The organism is Nocardia thraciensis, from assembly GCF_054782435.1.
In genome coordinates this window covers 132,024-148,213 of the sequence record NZ_BAAGSM010000028.1, presented here as the reverse complement: position 1 = coordinate 148,213, position 16,190 = coordinate 132,024, and the positions used below count along the sequence as shown (strand labels likewise).

Below are 16,190 nucleotides of genomic sequence, written 5' to 3'. Positions count from 1 at the left end.
GGTCCTGTCACCCGCCACCCGGCGGGCGCGGCCAGAGAGGTCGGTGGCTCGATGAACGGCAAGCGTTACCTGGGTTGGACGGTCCGGTCGGCCGTATGTATGGGTGTGGCGTCGGCGGGGTTGTTCATTGCGGGGCCCGCGGCGGCGGAACCGCTGTGGCCGGGCGGGCCGGACTTCGGGAGCCCCGCCATCCCGGGCATGCCCGCGATCGTTCCGCCCGCGCCGGTACTGGCCCCGTGCACCAAAGAGGGCGCGAAGGTGTGTATGCGGCTGTCGACCAACGAGGCCTGGCTGCTGGACGGTGACGGCAAGGTGGTGTATGGCCCGACCCCGATTTCGCACGGCAGGCCGGGGTACGAGACTCCCCCGGGCGTTTTCCGCGCGGCATTCAAGAAGGAATACCACTGGAGCACGATGCACCACGCCGAAATGCGCTGGGCCGTCTTCTTCAACGGCGATATAGCCACCCATATCGGCCCCATCGAGGAACAGTCCCACGGCTGTATCCGAATGACCCCCGACGGCGCCAAAGCCCTCTACGACCACGTCAACAACGGAGACATCTTCGAACTCGTGGTGTGAGGTCGAGCGGTCTCGAGCACTCCAACTCGACCTTGATCATTGACGTTTGAATGTACCAACGATGTCGCCGACAACACCAGCCATTCGATAATTGACGGTGCCTTCTGAGGTCAGCCGTAGTGTCGAATCCTGCCCGTCATCCTGACATCCGAGCAGTGACGAGTCGCCGCCGGTAAGACGCGCTCGGAGTGTGATGCTGTCCGAGGTTGCCGCAGTGAGGATTTCGGCACGCGAGCAGGTCTTATGTCTTCGAGGAGGGGCGCAGGCTGTCGGGGACGCCGTCGAGGCGGGGTTCCATCTGGACTTCTGATCCCACACGAGTGCCCTGTCGGTGCGCAACTTTCGAGATGTCTGTGCTGGCCCGTTTCGGTCAGTGCTCTCCCCTCCCCTGGCCCCCTCTCCGCCTCCTAAATTCGTCACAGTGACGTTTCAGGGATGGGTGCGTGCGACCGTCGCGAACGCGAACTATCCTGCCCCCGTGGGCATCTCGGCCGCAGTCACCCGTGGTGGCGACGGTAGACGGTCGCCGCGCCGGGATGCAGGGCCAGCCCGTCCGTGCCGATCAGTGAACGCGCGTCGAGGAACTGGGTCCCGGCGGCCTCGCTGGGCACCAGGCGGTCGGCGCGGGTGATCAGCAGTTCGGTGAGTGCGGCCGCGGCGTCGGCGGGCAGTGTGCGGGTGGTGACGAGCAAGTTCGCGACGCCGATGGTGCGCACGGCGGGCGTCCCGGGGTAGGCGTCGGCGGGGATGACGACGCGGTCGTAGAGGTAGCCGAAGCGGTCGCGCATGGGTTGGGCCAGGTCGCCCAGGTCGATCAGCCGCAGGGTGCGCGGGATGTCGAAGACGGGAGTCGGGACGCCACCGGCCCACAGCAGCGCATCGATCACGCCGTCGGTGAGGGCGGTAACCGCGCCCTGCAGCGGCAGGTGGGTGACGCTGACGTCGGCGGCGGGGTCGAGACCGGCTGCGCGCAGCAGTCTTTCGCCGGTGAAGGTGGCGCCGGAGCCGGGCGCACCGAGGCTGACGCGGGCGCCGCGCAGGTCGGACGCGGTGCGCACGGCGCTGGACTCTCGGACGACGAGCTGGATGTAGTTCTCGTAGACGCGGCCGAGTGCGTAGAGCCGGTCGATGCCCGGGCCGGCTTCGATCGAATCGGCGAGTGCGAGTGCGGCGTCGGCGTCGCCGCAGTCGAGCATGGCCAGGTTGGCGAACGACCCGCTGGTGGTGACCGGTTCGATGTGGACGGTTCCGGCGTCGGCGGCGGTGGCGGCCAGCTGCGTGGCGAAGGCGTGGTAGAAGCCGCCGACCTCGCCGGCGGCCAGGCGCACGGTGGGCGGGCCGTCTTCGCCGCATCCGGCGGTCAGTGCCGCGGTGGCGAATGTGCCTGCCGCGCACAGGAATCCGCGCCGGTTCATCGCGGGGCCGCCGTCGGCAGACTGATGGTGACCGACAGCCCGTGCGGGTGCGCGGATTCGATGGTGAGGCTGCCACCGCGGGCGTTGACCAGGGCGGCGGCGATCGGCAGGCCGAGTCCGGAGCCGCTGGCCGCGGCGGTGGAGCCGCGGAAGAACCGGGTGGTGAGGCGGTGCAGTTCGGCGGCGGGCACGCCGACTCCGTCGTCGGTGACGGTGAGCGTGACGGCGCGGTCGGTGGCGGCGGCGAGCAGCCGGGTGTGGGCGCCGGTTCCGGCGTAGCGGCACGAATTGCTCAGTGCCACATCGAGTATCTGGGCCAGGACGTCGGCGTCGATGGCGGTGTCGAGGCGATCAACGCCGATGTCGGCGGTGAGTGTGAGTCCGGAGTGTTCGAAGGCGCTGTGCCAGGCGTCGACGCGGTCCTGCGCGACCTGCACCGCGTCGCAGGTGGCGGGTGCGGGGTTGCCGCCGGGGTCGAAGTCGGTGCCTTCGGCGACGGCGAGGGTGAGCAGGCCGTCGAGCAGTCCGGTGAGCCGCTCGAGTTCGGCGGTGGCGCCGCGGAAGGTGGCGACGGCGCGTTCGGGGATGGCCGGTTCGAGGGAGTCGAGGCGAATGGTCAAGGCGGCCAGCGGATTGCGCATGGCGTGGGCGGTGTCGGCGACGAGCTGGCGCTGGGCCTCGGTGGAGTCGGCGACGGCCAGGGCCATGGCGTCGAAGGATTCGGCGACGGCGCGGATCTCGGGTGGACCGCCGTGACGGCGGGTCATGGTGGCGTCGCGGGTCTCCTCGCCGGTGCCGGTGCGTGGTTTTGGGAGGCTGGCGGTGAGGTTGGCGACGGCGGTGGACAGGTCGGCCAGCGGGCGCAGCACCCAGCGCGAGAGCACCAGGGCGAGCGCGGTGAACACGGCCATGGCGGCGAGGGCGCCGGTGGCGGCGATGCCCCAGGTGCGGAGGATGTCGGCGCGGGCGCGGTCGGTGGCGGCCTGTATGAGGACGGCGCCGTTGACCTGGACGCCGGTGCCGACGGGGCGGGCGATGAGGACGGTGGCGGGGCTCCACGGCATGAGCTGTCCGACCGGGGTGGGTCGCTGGTTGCGGCGGGCGGCGGCGAGGGCGGCGACGACGGCGGGGCTGGTGGCGTCGACGCCGGCGTTGGCGAGGGTGCCGCCGCGGGCGTCGACGACGAGGACGCGTTCGCCGTAGAGCTCGTAGTAGCGTCCGACCTCGACGGTGAGGGCGCGGTTGTCGCCGGTGGTGGTGGCGGTGTCGGCGAGGGTGGCGAACCAGTCGGCGTCGCCGGTGCGACCGAGGGCCAGTTGCTGGGTGCGGCTGGTGGCGGCGGTGAGGCACAGCGGGACGGCGAAGGCGAGCACCGCGATGGTGGCGAAGACGGTCAGGGCCGCGAGTACGCGTCGCCGCATCGGTTCACTCGCCCCAGCGGTAGCCGTAGCCGCGGATGGTGGTGATGAGGCCGGGCCGGTCGAGTTTCTGGCGTAGTCCGGTCATGTGCACGTCGAGGCTGCGGGAGACGGCGACGAAGGCGTCGCCCCAGATGCGGTCCATCAGCTGCTGGCGGCTGACGGCGGCGCCGGGACGTTCGACCAGTGCCTGGAGGAGTTCGAACTCCTTGGCGGTCAACGAGATCGGCTGGCCGCCGACCTCGACGCGGTGGGCGGCCAGGTCGACGCGGACGTCGCCGGTGGTGATGACCGGGGACGGGGGTTCGGTGGTGGCGGCGGCGCGGCGGGTGATGTTGTCGATGCGGGCGAGCAGTTCGGCGATGCGGGGTGGTTTGACAACGTAGTCGTCGGCGCCGCCGCGCAGTCCGCGCACGATGGAACGTTCGTCGCTGCGCGCGGTGAGGATGACGACGGGGACGGAGCTGACCTCGCGGAGTTGGCGCAGGACCTGCAGGCCGTCGGCGTCGGGCAGGCCGAGGTCGAGGATGACCGCGTCGTAGCCGCGGTGGGCGGTGAGTAGGTCGGCGCCGCGGCGCATGCGCTGGGCGTCGTGGCCGCGCACGCCGAGCGCCTCCACCAGGGCGTCGCCGACGCCGTCGTCATCCTCGACCACTGCCAATCGCACCATGTGATTCTCCAGCACTGAGCGATTCCGGCCAAAAGCACGCCGGAAAATTGTCGTCGGCGTGCCGGGCGCCGGGATCTCTTCGTCGGCGTGCCGGAACCCCTCAGCGATTCCGGCACGCGGTCGTGCTCAGGGGCGTGTCGAGACCTGCTGCGCCTCTGCCGCGTTCTCGTCCGCGTCGATGGGTGAGTCGGCGGAGGTTTCGCGCATGAACCAGTAGGTGGACAGGGAGATGAGGATGGTGGCCGAGACGTACCAGAAGAAGACCGATTCGTGTCCGGCCTGCTTGAGCCACAGCGCGAGGGATTCGGCGGTGCCGCCGAAGATGGCGGCGGTCAGCGCGTACGGGAGGCCGACGCCGAGGGCGCGGACCTTGGTCGGGAACAGTTCGGCCTTCACGATGGCGTTGATCGAGGTGTAGCCGGTGATGATGATCAGCGCGGCCATCATGAGCGCCCAGGCGGCGACCGGGTTGGTGGTGTGGCCGAGGACGGTCATGATCGGCACGGTGCCCAGGGTTCCGGCGACGCCGAAGAAGATCAGCAGTTTGCGGCGGCCGATGCGGTCGGACAGGGCCCCGGCCAGCGGTTGCAGCACGACGAACACCAGCAGGGCGAGGAAGTTGATCCAGGCTACCGTGGACTTGGAGATGCCCGAGGTGTTGATCATGTATTTCTGCATGTAGGTGGTGTAGGTGTAGAACGCGATCGTGCCGCCGAGGGTGAGGCCGACGACGAGCAGGCATTCGCGGGGGTACTGCAGCAGCACGCGCAGGGAGCCGCGGTTGCCGGAGGCCGGTTCGGCGGGGGCACCGATGCTGTTGACCTGCGGGGTCTGTCCGGCCTCGGCGCGGAAGGCGGCCGATTCGTCCATGCCGCGGCGCAGCAGCATGACGATGAGGGCGCCAGCGGCGCCGATGACGAACGGGATCCGCCAGCCCCAGCTGTCGAGCTGGGCGTTGGTGAGGAATTGCTGCAGCACGATCTGCACGGCGAGGGCGACGAGTTGTCCGCCGACGAGGGTGACGTACTGGAAGCTGGAGTAGAATCCGCGTTTGCCCTGGGAGGCGACCTCGGACAGGTAGGTGGCGCTGGTGGCGTACTCGCCGCCGACCGACAGTCCCTGGAGCAGCCGGGCGATCAGCAGCAGGGCGGGGGCGGCCAGTCCGATGGTTTGGTAGCCGGGTGTCAGCGCGATGAGCAGGGAGCCCGCGGCCATCACGGTGACCGAGAGGGTGAGGGCGGCGCGGCGGCCGAAGCGGTCGGCGTAGCGGCCCAGCAGCCAGCCGCCGATCGGGCGCATCAGGAAGCCGACGGCGAATACCGCGGCGGTGGACAGCAGTTGGGCGGTGGAGTCGCCCTTGGGGAAGAACGTCTTGGCGAAGTAGACGCTGAACGCCGCGTAGACGTACCAGTCGTACCACTCGACGAGGTTGCCGATGGAGCCGCGCAGCACGTTGGCGACGACGCGTCGCTCACCTCCGCGGCCCGGACGGGCACTGTCGCCGTTGACCGGCTGTGTCGTTGTCACCTGATCTCCTTCTCGACGCTGCGTTGCATCGTTCGAAGATCACTGTGTCTGCAGTCACAGCCGCGCGACAGTGCCCTGGCCGTTTTCTAACTGTCGCTTAGGACGGTTTGCGCCGACACCTTCGGGATTTCATCGGTGCGGGGCACCTCGGTGCCGCGCAGCGAGGCGCCGACTGTCTCGCGCAGGTAGAACCAGGCGATGAGGCCGATGCCGCAGGCACCGACGGTGTAGTAGGCGGGGAACAGGTCCCAGCCGGTGCGGTCGATGACGAATTCGTTGAGCAGCGGCGCGGTGCCGCCGAACAGCGCGGTGGACACGTTGTAGGCCAGCGCGAAGCCCGCGTAGCGCACCTGGGTCGGGAAGATCGCCGGGAAGGTGGCGGAGATGGTGGACAGCTGCGGTACGTACAGCAGGCCGAGGATGACGAATCCGAGGATGGCCCAGCCGAGCCCCTGTCCCATCAGCCAGTACATGGGGACGGCGAGGATGGCCGTGGCGACCAGGGAGAACAGCCACATCGGTCGGCGGCCGACGAGGTCGGACAGGCCGCCGCACATGGGCAGTACCAGCATCATCACCGTCTGGCCGATGAGCACCATGGCGGTGGTCTGTGCCGGTTCCATGTGGATGGTGTTCTCGAGGTAGGTGGGCATGTACGCCAGCAGCGTGTAGTTGATGACGTTGAGGGCGACGACCAGACCGCCGAGGGTGAGCAGTTCGCGGCGGTAGTTGACGACCAGTTCGCGCAGGCCGGTGGGGGGATGGTCCTTCTCGGCGACCTCGGTGAAGACGTCGGATTCGTCGAGTCGGGCGCGCAGGTACCAGCCGATCAGTCCGAGCGGGACGGCCAGCAGGAACGGGATGCGCCAGCCCCACACGTCCATCTGGGAGTCGGTGAGCAGCACCTGTGTGGCCAGCACGACCGCGGAGCCGCCGACGAAACCGGCGAGGGTGCCGAATTCGAGGAAGCTGCCGAGGAATCCGCGGCGCTTGTCCTCGACGGATTCGGCGAGATAGGTCGCCGCGCCGCCGTATTCGCCGCCGGTGGAGAAGCCCTGGACGACACGCAGCGCGATCAGCAGGATCGGTGCCCAGATCCCGACGCTCGCGTGCGAGGGCAGCAGGCCGATGAGGCCGGTGGCGGCGGCCATCAGCAGAATGGTGGTGGCCAGGACGACCTTGCGGCCGAGCTTGTCGCCGAGCGGGCCCCACACCATGCCGCCGAGCGGGCGTAGCACGAAGGAGATGGCGAAGCCGAGCAGGGTGCCGAGAGTGCCCAGTTCCCCCGGAAAGAAAGCGTTGGTGAGATAACCGGCGGTGGCCGCGTAGACCCCGTAGTCGTACCACTCTGTGGCGTTGCCCATGGCTGCTGCGGCAACGGATTTGCGTTGCTGTGGTTGCGGGTCGGCGCTGGTCACGCGCGCTCCTCTCCCCTGTTTGCGGTTGTTTCCCACCGGTTGGTCGCAACGACACCGGCACGAAGCCCAGGAGTACCCCATGCGGGTTCGCGAAAACAGGGCTGCGGTCGCGGCCGGGTCGTTCGGATGCGCTACGACGTGCGTTGACACTGGCAATCGTGATCGTTGTCACAGTGTAACCGGTGGGGTGGTTGTGGCCGCAAGTGGTCGTGATGGCGCCTTCGCGCCGGGTTCTCGAAATGGTCCCGGTGCGTAAGACGCAGGACCGCAACGAAAATGGCCGAATCGATCCGCTGCGGGCGCCGGGCGGCATACCGTCTGGGAAAGTTCGACGGCAGTGAAGCGAGACCGCGATGAACGACCCGATCACCTCCTGCGCCGCCTTCCAGCGGGTGGCCGCGATCGAGCCGGAGGCCGTGGCGGTCCGCTCGGTCGGCGGCGCGCCCGCGCTGACCTGGCGCGAGTATTCCGATCAGGTGCGCGCGGTGGCGGCGGGCCTGGCGGCGCTGGGGATCGGGCGCGGGGACACGGTCGCGTCGATGATGGCCAACCGGGTGGAGTTCTACCCGCTCGAGGTGGGCGTGCAGCATACGGGCGCCACCTCGTTCTCGGTGTACAACACCCTGTCGGCCGAGCAGCTGAACTACGTGTTCACCAATGCCGGGAATCAGGTGGTGATCTGCGAGGCGCAGTTCGTGGAGGTGGTGCGGGAGGCCGGGGTGCCGATGCGGACCATCGTCTGCGTCGACCGCCCGGTGCCGGGGACGCTGAGCGTGGCGCAGCTGACGGCGTTGGGCCGCAGCGACTTCGACTTCGAGGCGAGCTGGCGGGCGGTGCGCGCGGACGACATCGTCACCCTCTGCTACACCTCCGGCACCACCGGCAACCCGAAGGGGGTGGAGCTGACCCACGCCAATCTGGCCGCCGAGGTCTACTCCTACGCGTCGGTGATGCCGGTGGCATTCGGTGACCGGCAGACGTCGTACCTGCCCACCGCGCATATGGCCGACCGCCTGACCGCGCTGTATCTGCACGAATACTTCGGCGTCCAGATCACGGCGGTGCCTGATCGGGCGCGGTTGCCCGCGGCGCTGGTCGACGTGCGTCCTACCATCTGGGGCGCGGTGCCGCGGGTGTGGGAGAAGTTCAAGGCCGCCATCGAGTTCTCGGTGGCCGCGGAGACCGATCCGGCGCGACGGTCCGCGCTGGACTGGGCGCTGGGGGTGGCCGCGCGCAAGGCGGCCGCACAGCTGGCGGGCGAGCCGATGGATGCGGAGCTGGCGGCGGAGTGGGCGCGCGCCGACGAGCGGGTGCTGTCGGCGTTGCGCGCGAAAATCGGGCTGGACCAACTGAAGTGGGCGTTGTCGGGGGCTGCGCCCATCCCGCCGGAGACGCTGGGATTCTTCTTCGGGCTCGGCATCCCGATCTCGGAGGTGTGGGGCATGTCGGAACTGACGTGCGTGGCCAGCGTCAGCCCGCCCGGCCAGGCGCGGCTGGGCACGGTCGGGCGGCTGCTGCCCGGACTGGAGGGCAAGATCGCCGAGGACGGGGAACTGCTGGTCCGCGGCGCGCTGGTGATGCGCGGGTATCGGCGGGAACCGGAGAAGACCGCCGACGCCCTGGACCCCGAGGGCTGGCTGCACACCGGCGACGTGGTGACCATCGATGACGACGGCTATCTGCGGGTGGTGGACCGCAAGAAGGAACTGATCATCAACGCCGCGGGCAAGAACATGTCGCCCGCCAATATCGAGAACGCCGTCAAGGCGGCGGCGCCGCTGATCGGGGCGCTGGCCACCATCGGCGACGCGCGCCCGTACAACACCGCGCTGGTGGTGCTCGACGCCGAATCCGCCGGACATTACGCCGCTCAGCGCGGACTGCCCGACGCCTCCCCCGCCGCGCTGGCCGCCGACCCGGGCGTGATCGCGGCGATCGGCGCCGGGGTGGCGGCCGGGAACGCGAAACTGTCACGCGTGGAACAGATCAAGCGGTTCACGATCCTGCCTGTGTTCTGGGAGCCGGGCGGCGAGGAGGTCACGCTGACGATGAAGCTGCGGCGCAAGCCGATCGCCGCCAAGTACGCGGCCGAGATCGAGCGGCTGTACGCCGACGCGCCCGGCGACACCGTGCACGAGCCGCCGGTCGCAGTCGCCGACTCGGCGTGAGACTCGAGGCGTCCGGCATACCTGTGGCAATCGTTGCCGGAGCGGTGCGTGCGAGACAGCGTGTGGCCGTATGGCGAGCCCGTACGTGGGTCGGGGTCTCGCAGTGCGGCGGCCGGGCGCCGCGTGCTGTTCTCGAACGGTGAGGCAGGATGCGGGTGTGAGGACGGTGTGGCGCCGACCGGCGCTGTGGTGGCGCTGGCTGATCGTGGCGTCGGCGGCGATGGGGTTGGTGACCGGGCCGAGTTCGCTGATCTATTTCACCGTGATGAGCAATGTGATCGCGCTCGGCTACTTCCTCGGGGCTGTCTACTGGATGCTGGTGCGCGACACCGCCGACGCGCCCGCTCCCCGGCTGCGCGGCGCGGTGGTCCTCTACCTCACCATCACCGGGCTGGTGGCGCATTTCGTCCTCGAGCACGGCAGTAGCCCACTGCCCGGATTGGTGTCGGGACCCGATCGGCTCGGCAACTGGTCGAACTTCTTCCTGCACTACGTCACTCCGACGCTGGTGATCGTGGACTGGCTGGTGCTGCGCCCGCGCGACGCCGCGCGGTGGCGGGATGTGCCGCTGTGGCTGTGCTTCCCCGTCGGATACGCCGCGATGGTCCTGGGGCGCGGCGCGGTGTTCCCGCACTTCCCGAACCGCTACCCGTACCCGTTCCTCGACCCGACCGCCCGCGGTTACAGCGGTGTCGCCGGTGAGATCGTCACGCTCACAGCCGAATTCGTGGTACTCGGCGTGGCGGTGGTCGCCGCCGACCGTGCCGGTACGTGGGTGCGCGACCGCGTGCGCCGCCGTGGGCTCCCGGTGGCCTGAGCGTCGTGGATCGATCACCCGGCGGGCCAGGCGCCCTTCCGGTCCGGTGCCGCGGCGGCTCCTGAGCGATGGGTGGGTCGGTCCGGGAATTCGTCGTCGGGGCGGTGCGCATCGCGTCGCGCGGCCGGGGTAGGCTCGGGCCTCTCGATGAAAGGCACGTCATGACCCTCGGCATGGTCCTGTGGGACCGCTGCCCGCGCTTCGACGCGGGCGCCGACGCCCGGCGGTAACCGCCGGTCACCGTTCCCGCTCCTCGAAGCGTTCGCCCCCATCCGGCAGATCGCGAGGAGACCCGTCGTGTCCACCGTCCACTGGACCGAACAGCACAGCAACCGTTGCGCCCGTTGGCATTCCGAATCCGGCGCACCTCTACCCGACCGCATCGTCGTCGCCGACGACACCCTGCGCGCCGACGCCGCGCTGCGCACCGCCCGCTCCGGGGCGACGCTGCTGTGGCGCGGCGACTACCACAACGGACGACAACTGTTGTCGGCCGTGCGCCGCCGCCTCGAACGCACCCGCCACAGCCCCGCCGCCGATCCGGCCGAACAGTTCCGTCGCTACCGCCGCGGCCGCGCGCGGCAGGCGCAGGTGCTGGCGCGGTTGGTCGTCCTGCTCGACGCCGACTACGCGCTCGATCTGCGCCGCGCGCCGGATGTGCGGCAGGCCTGCCTTGAGGCGTACGGCGGCGGCAGCGGCCCGATGCTGGTGTCGCTGACCGAACTGCTCGGCGTCCTCGGCGCACATCAGTGGCGGGTGCGGGGCGTCGAGGTGCCCGCCCTGGGTGCCCGTGTCCATCCCCACTACGGCGTATTCGCGCCCGTGCGTGGCGAATACGTCGACCTGGTGGCACGCGCGCCGCTGGCGCCGGGCGCCGCGCTCGCCGCCGACCTCGGCACCGGGACCGGAGTCTTGGCCGCGCTGCTGGCCCGGCGCGGCGTCGACCGGGTAATCGCCACGGACCTGTCCGACCGGGCCGTGGCCTGCGCCCGCGACAACCTCGACCGGCTGGGCCTGTCCGATCGCGTCGAAGTCCACCGCACCGACCTGTTCCCGGCCCCGCGCGCCGACCTGATCGTCTGCAACCCGCCGTGGCTGCCCGGCGCCCCGGTCGCGGCCCTGGACCACGGCGTCTACGACCCCGACGGCGCCATGCTGCACTCCTACCTCGACGGCCTCGCCGCCCACCTGCGCCCGGGCGGCGAAGGCTGGCTGGTGCTGTCCGACCTCGCCGAACGAGTCGGCCTGCGCCACCACGGCGACCTCGAAGCCGCCATCGATGCCGCGGGCCTGCATGTCATCGACCGCCTCGACACGACACCCCGCCACTCCCGCGCCGCCGACCCGACCGACCCCCTGCACGCCGCCCGATCCGCCGAAACCGTCAGCCTGTGGCGCCTCACTCCCCGATGACACCGGCACTCACAGTACCTGTACCACCAGGGTCTCCCAGACGTCCGAAACACCTGCCAGCCTGGGTGGGGTTCCGGTAGTAACCGCCGAAAAACCAACGGATATGGCGTAGCCGCAGCTGACTGCCGGTGAGGCCGTGGTGCAGAGGTTAGGACTTACTGCGTGCGAAGAGAATCGCTTGCTGAGCTTTCGCATCCGGGTCGAGCAGCATCTGGGCCTCGACCACGAATCCGGCATCGTGCAGCCAGGATGCCACCTGGCCTAAGCGAGCAGGTGGGTCTGCCGGACCGTGCTCTGCTCGTCGGTGGACACCCGCGTGTAGACGAGTTCGGCCATGTCCGCGGTCCCTTCGCCGATTCCGGATCGTTCCGTTCACGGTTCTATCTGTCGTCAAACCCAGTCGTCAATCGGGAACGGATCGTGCTCGCAGGCGCAGACCGGTCCTCCAGCGGGAGTGTCGCCCGCGATTTCTCGGGGCTTGCAGTGGCGGGCGTCACCGATAGGCTGCGTGGCGATGCTGCCACTGTCGTGGGTCCTGGTGCTGGTGCTGATCGTGGTCGGTGGTGTCGCGTTCGACTTGGCGGCTACCAACCTCATGGTCATTACGTGGAAGGCGATCCACGGTGACCCCGCGCACGGGCGTCCTCGGTTGTACCGGGCGTGGTGGCTGCTGGCGGTGGTGCTGTTCACGAAGAACCTGCTGTCCGGGCCGCTGGCGAAGTGGGCTGGAGGGGGCGGGCACGAGGTCGGCGACCGGTTTCCCTGGGCACATCCCGCCCCCGAAGCATGGTCGATCGCGGGCAAGTTCGCCGTCGATGCCGTCATCATGGCCATCGGGGTGACCATGTGGGTGTGCTGGCCGGCTATTCAACAGTTCAAGGAGACCTTCGGCAAGGCCGAGCCGACACTCGCCGGCCGTGCTGCCGGCCGTGCTGGTGCCGGATTCGCCGGTGGCTTCGTGTGCACGATGAGCGTCGGGCTGCACACGCAGTACACCACTGATAACGCCGTACAGTCGGTCTTTCTGCTGATCACCACCTTCTTCCTGCTGGATTTCCTTCTGTCCCGCAGAATTCGTGAACTCGCGTATCCGCGCGAGCCTCGTCAGCAGGCAACCCTCCGACGGCTCACGCACCGCGAAGTGCTGAGGCGGGGGGTGCTGCTCGGGATCTGCAACAGCCTGGCCGTCGTGATCATGTTGCTGGATGGAAGAGCACAGATCACCGGTAGTGCCGGGCCCATCATCGGGTTCATGATCACCGCCATGCTCATCGAGATGATCCGCACCGCCACGGCGGACCGCGCGGGGGCGTTGACGCGGCCTGCGGCCGGCAGCGATTTCTTCGATCGGATCGCACGGCTGGACAACGTGCTGGGGTGGGACCTGGCCGATGTCGACGACAGCGACGGCGATTACGCGTTGTCGGCGAGCCAGCTGGAAAGAGCGCTCGCCGACACCGGACTGACCGCCTCCCAGATCAGGGCCGGTTTCGCCGAACTCGCCGCTGCCGGACGCATCGTGGTCGACACGGAACGTCCCGGCCTGGACTACACCACCTGGATCCTGGAGGACGGGTTTCCGCGCCGCGTCTACACCTTCCGCGGCCGACGCAAGCGGAACTGATCCCCCAGGGCGCACCGAAGGTGCACGCCTGGCTCCCGAGACTGACCGGCACTCGGGGACGGAGACCTTCTCACATCGTGACGTAATCGGCGGCTCAGCGGCCCGTCCAGACCGGGGCGCGTTTCTGGGCGAAGGCCGCGACGCCCTCGGCCGCGTCCTGGGAGGACAGGGCGCCGCTGGCGATCTCCCCTTGGCGGGTGAAGGCCTGGTCGGTGGGCCAGTCGGGGGATTCGTCGATGATGCGCTTGCTGGCGGCGATGCTCAGCGGGGCGTTCACCGCCACCCGCTGGGCCAGCGCCAGGGCCGCGTCGAGGGCGCCGCCTGGTTCGGCGAGCTGATTGACCAGGCCGAGTTCGGCGGCGCGGGCGGCGGTGATCGGGTCGCCGGTCAGCGCCAGTTCCATGGCGAGCGCGCGGGGCAGCCGCTGCGCCAGCCGCAGCACGCCGCCGCCGACGGCCACCAGCCCGCGCTTGACCTCCGGGATGCCGAAGGTCGAATCCGTCGCCGCGACCACCAGATCCGCCGACAGCGCCAGCTCGCAGCCACCGGCCAGCGCCGGTCCCTCCACGGCGGCGATCAGCGGCTTGCGGGGCGGTTTCGCGGTGATGCCGAGCGGTCCGCGGCCCTCGGTCATCGGCACCTCGCCGCGGGCGGCGGCCTTGAGATCCATTCCGGCGCTGAAGTATCCGCCCGCGCCGGTGAGGATCGCCACCTGCGCGGCCGGATCGGCGTCGAAGGCGTTCAGGGCGCGCTCGATGCCCAGCGCGGCGGCGAGATCGATGGCGTTGCGGACCTGCGGCCGGTTCACGGTGATGATCGTGATCGGGCCGCGCCGCTGCACCAGCACCGGCGGCGGGGGCGGGGCGGGCAGCGCCACGCGTTCGCGGCCCGCCACCTCGATCCGCCCGCCGCTCACCGTCACCGGCAGCCCCAGCAGATCTCCGCCGGTGAGTTCGTCGATAAGGCCGGATTGCTTGCTGCGCAGCAGGATTCGCGCACCGTCGGGGGTGATCAGGCTGACCACCGCGGCCTCGGGCTCCCCGTCGCGGCCGTAGGGGACGGTGTAGGCCTCGACCACCGCCGGTCCCTCGTGGGCGTCGCGGGCGGGGCGCGCGGGCGGGTTGTCGATGATCGGGCGCAGATGCCGGAAGTCCGTGCGCGGCGGTTGCGCGGAGTACACGCCCAGCGCGTGCTTGGTCACATACCAGCCCAGCGACGTCGACAGGCCGTAGGTCTGCGGTTCGGCGCGCAGCCGCTCGACCAGCGTCGCCACCGCGTGGCCGCCGTAATTGTTGCCGGGCCCGCCGCCGAAGGTGAGGCCGCCGGTCACCGACAGCGGCCGCTTCGGATCGTCGGCGGGCAGCCCCAGCTCCCGCGCGGCGATCTGCACCGCCACCGGGAAACAGGCGTACAGGTCGACGTGGGCCAGCTGATCGGCGCCGATCCCGGCGTGCTCGAGGGCCGCGGCGCCCAGGGTCCGGATCGCCGGGGAAGCGGCCAGTTCGGCCCGCTCGCTGGTGAACCATTCGTCGTGGCCGGAAGCGCCCGCGTGCAGGAAAACCCACTTCTCCTGCGCGATCCCGGCCGCCGCGGCCGCCGCGGCGCTGCACACGACGATGCCGCTGGCCATGTCGACGGTGAGGTTGGCGCATTCGAGCTTGGTGTACGGCGTGGACACCAGGCGGTTGTCCGCCGTCACCGCCGCGATGTCGTCGGCGCTGAATTCCTGTGGCTGCCAAGCGTATTCGTTGCCGGCGGCAACGGCCGACAGCCGCGACCACAGCTCGGCGACCGCGCGGTCGTGCTCGGCGGGGGCGCGGCCGAGCCGGTGCCGGTTCGCCGACTCCAGCAGCGCGTACATGTTGATCGGCGCGATCAGCCCCGCCGCGGTCTCGGCGGGATTGTTGGCCGGTTTGTCGACTCCGACCGTGCGGGTCGGGGCGACCTCGGGCCCCTGCTCCGGCCAGGACACCGCCACCCCCGCGCGCTGCGCCGCGGCCTGCGTGGCCCCGGCCTCGGCGCCGGTGACCAGCACGATCTCGTAGTCGCCCGCGGCCACCGCCGCGGCCGCCTCGTTGATTACCAGCTGCCCGCCGTCGCCGCCGAACGGACTGGACTGCACCGTGTCCACGCCGCGCGCGCCCAGCCGCTCGGCGACCACCGCGCCCAGATCGCGGTACTGCCACGAGGTGCACGCGACCGCGAACACCGCGTCCGCCTCCCGCAGCAGCTGCTCGCCGGGCCCGGCGTCGGCGCCCGCGCGGCGCAGCGCCTGTACGGCCAGACCGGCCGGGTCGCCGTAGGACGGATCGGGGGTGCGCCGCACCACCTGCCCCACGCCCACCAGCACCGGCGTATTCGGATCCAGGTCGACGCCGGAGGCGGTGTGGCGCACGGGTTTACGGGCCGCGCGCGCCCGCACCGGTCCCGCCGCGGCGATCGCGGCGGGCAGTTGCGCCAGCGAATCGCGCATCGCGTCGCCGAGGCTGCGGGCCACCGACCCGCCCAGCGGGCCCTCGATGGGCGGGCCCGCCACACCCGCGTCGAAGTACACGGTGGTCTGCGATCCGGTGCCCGCCACGGTGATCCAGTAGCCGATCCGCACCTGCTGCGGCGCCTCACCGCGCAACTCGAATCCCGCATCGCTCACCGCGGCCACCGTCCACCGGATATCGGCGGGCAGGCCCATGACCAGCGCCTGCTGCGTGAACGTCAATCCCTCCCGCATCGCGCCCGGCGGCTGATCACGCCAGCCGGAGTGCAGGGTGAACCATTCACCGAGCCGGTCCAGATCCGACAGATAGGCGACCACGGTGTCGCGCGGCGCCGCGATCTCCTGCGTGGCGTGCGCGGTCTTGGCGAACTCGGTCAGCCCCGCCGGGGCGAGCCGGTCCTCGGCGGGTGCGGGCGGGGCCGGTGTGGTGTCCGCGCGGCCGGTCAGCCCGGCGATCAGATCGCGGGCGATGCGCGGATCGCGGCGGACCGCGCCGAGCAGGGCGCCACCGGCCCGGATCTGCTTGCGTACCGCACGAATCCGATCGCGCCCAGGCACAGGTGCCACCGTTCAACCTCCTCGTCGAGCCTGAGACCATTAATGACCATTTATCTCGCCGAGTCAAAGAGGGGTGGCTCCCGCAG

The 16,190-nt window shown here is 70.3% G+C and carries 11 protein-coding genes; 5 read left to right on the top strand and 6 right to left on the bottom strand.

Annotation, left to right across the window (positions count from 1 at the left end):
• The first annotated feature begins 51 nt into the window (after positions 1-51).
• On the top strand, positions 52-582 hold the full coding sequence (locus ACYVLQ_RS19185) for a L,D-transpeptidase (RefSeq protein WP_460698857.1): 531 nt from the start codon (positions 52-54) through the stop codon (positions 580-582).
• 497 nt (positions 583-1,079) lie between these two features.
• On the opposite strand, the gene ACYVLQ_RS19180 is transcribed toward ACYVLQ_RS19185, so the two are convergent.
• From ACYVLQ_RS19180 to ACYVLQ_RS19160, 5 genes are all read right to left on the bottom strand, one after another.
• Positions 1,080-1,997, bottom strand: a complete 918-nt coding sequence (locus tag ACYVLQ_RS19180) for a TAXI family TRAP transporter solute-binding subunit (RefSeq protein WP_460698856.1) — start codon at positions 1,995-1,997, stop codon at positions 1,080-1,082.
• Entirely contained in the window at positions 1,994-3,418 is a 1,425-nt protein-coding gene (locus ACYVLQ_RS19175; protein WP_460698855.1) for a sensor histidine kinase, read from the bottom strand. The genes ACYVLQ_RS19180 and ACYVLQ_RS19175 overlap by 4 nt, the downstream gene beginning before the upstream one ends.
• A 4-nt stretch (positions 3,419-3,422) precedes the next feature.
• Positions 3,423-4,082, bottom strand: a complete 660-nt coding sequence (locus tag ACYVLQ_RS19170; RefSeq protein ID WP_460698953.1) for a response regulator transcription factor — start codon at positions 4,080-4,082, stop codon at positions 3,423-3,425.
• Positions 4,083-4,211: 129 nt separating this feature from the next.
• A complete protein-coding gene (locus tag ACYVLQ_RS19165; RefSeq protein WP_460698854.1) occupies positions 4,212-5,612 on the bottom strand; it encodes an MFS transporter in 1,401 nt (466 codons plus the stop codon).
• A gap of 86 nt (positions 5,613-5,698) precedes the next feature.
• The gene (locus tag ACYVLQ_RS19160) at positions 5,699-6,976 is read right to left on the bottom strand and encodes an MFS transporter (RefSeq protein WP_460698952.1); all 1,278 of its coding nucleotides are present in this window, start codon (positions 6,974-6,976) and stop codon (positions 5,699-5,701) included.
• Between the two features lie 407 nt (positions 6,977-7,383).
• Here ACYVLQ_RS19160 and fadD11 point away from each other — a divergent pair, with 407 nt between their 5' ends.
• The 4 genes from fadD11 (at position 7,384) to ACYVLQ_RS19140 (ending at position 13,052) form a co-directional block, all read left to right on the top strand.
• Positions 7,384-9,198 (top strand): fatty acid--CoA ligase FadD11, encoded by a 1,815-nt coding sequence (fadD11, locus tag ACYVLQ_RS19155; protein WP_460698853.1) that lies wholly within the window; start codon positions 7,384-7,386, stop codon positions 9,196-9,198.
• Between the two features lie 157 nt (positions 9,199-9,355).
• On the top strand, positions 9,356-10,015 hold the full coding sequence (locus ACYVLQ_RS19150) for a Pr6Pr family membrane protein (protein ID WP_460698852.1): 660 nt from the start codon (positions 9,356-9,358) through the stop codon (positions 10,013-10,015).
• 297 nt (positions 10,016-10,312) lie between these two features.
• On the top strand, positions 10,313-11,428 hold the full coding sequence (locus tag ACYVLQ_RS19145; RefSeq protein WP_460698851.1) for a methyltransferase: 1,116 nt from the start codon (positions 10,313-10,315) through the stop codon (positions 11,426-11,428).
• Positions 11,429-11,942: 514 nt separating this feature from the next.
• Positions 11,943-13,052: a hypothetical protein gene (locus ACYVLQ_RS19140; RefSeq protein ID WP_460698850.1), complete on the top strand. Its 1,110-nt coding sequence runs from the start codon at positions 11,943-11,945 to the stop codon at positions 13,050-13,052.
• 94 nt (positions 13,053-13,146) lie between these two features.
• Here the strand turns inward: ACYVLQ_RS19140 and ACYVLQ_RS19135 are convergent, their stop codons facing one another.
• A complete protein-coding gene (locus ACYVLQ_RS19135; protein WP_460698849.1) occupies positions 13,147-16,113 on the bottom strand; it encodes a crotonase/enoyl-CoA hydratase family protein in 2,967 nt (988 codons plus the stop codon).
• Positions 16,114-16,190 lie beyond the last annotated feature (77 nt).

Coding starts and splice junctions, on each gene's coding strand:
- ACYVLQ_RS19185 (WP_460698857.1), top strand. CDS start 52: ATGAACGGCAAGCGTTACCTGGGTTGGACGGTCCGGTCGGCCGTATGT.
- ACYVLQ_RS19180 (WP_460698856.1), bottom strand. CDS start 1,997: ATGAACCGGCGCGGATTCCTGTGCGCGGCAGGCACATTCGCCACCGCG.
- ACYVLQ_RS19175 (WP_460698855.1), bottom strand. CDS start 3,418: ATGCGGCGACGCGTACTCGCGGCCCTGACCGTCTTCGCCACCATCGCG.
- ACYVLQ_RS19160 (WP_460698952.1), bottom strand. CDS start 6,976: ATGGGCAACGCCACAGAGTGGTACGACTACGGGGTCTACGCGGCCACC.
- fadD11 (WP_460698853.1), top strand. CDS start 7,384: ATGAACGACCCGATCACCTCCTGCGCCGCCTTCCAGCGGGTGGCCGCG.
- ACYVLQ_RS19140 (WP_460698850.1), top strand. CDS start 11,943: ATGCTGCCACTGTCGTGGGTCCTGGTGCTGGTGCTGATCGTGGTCGGT.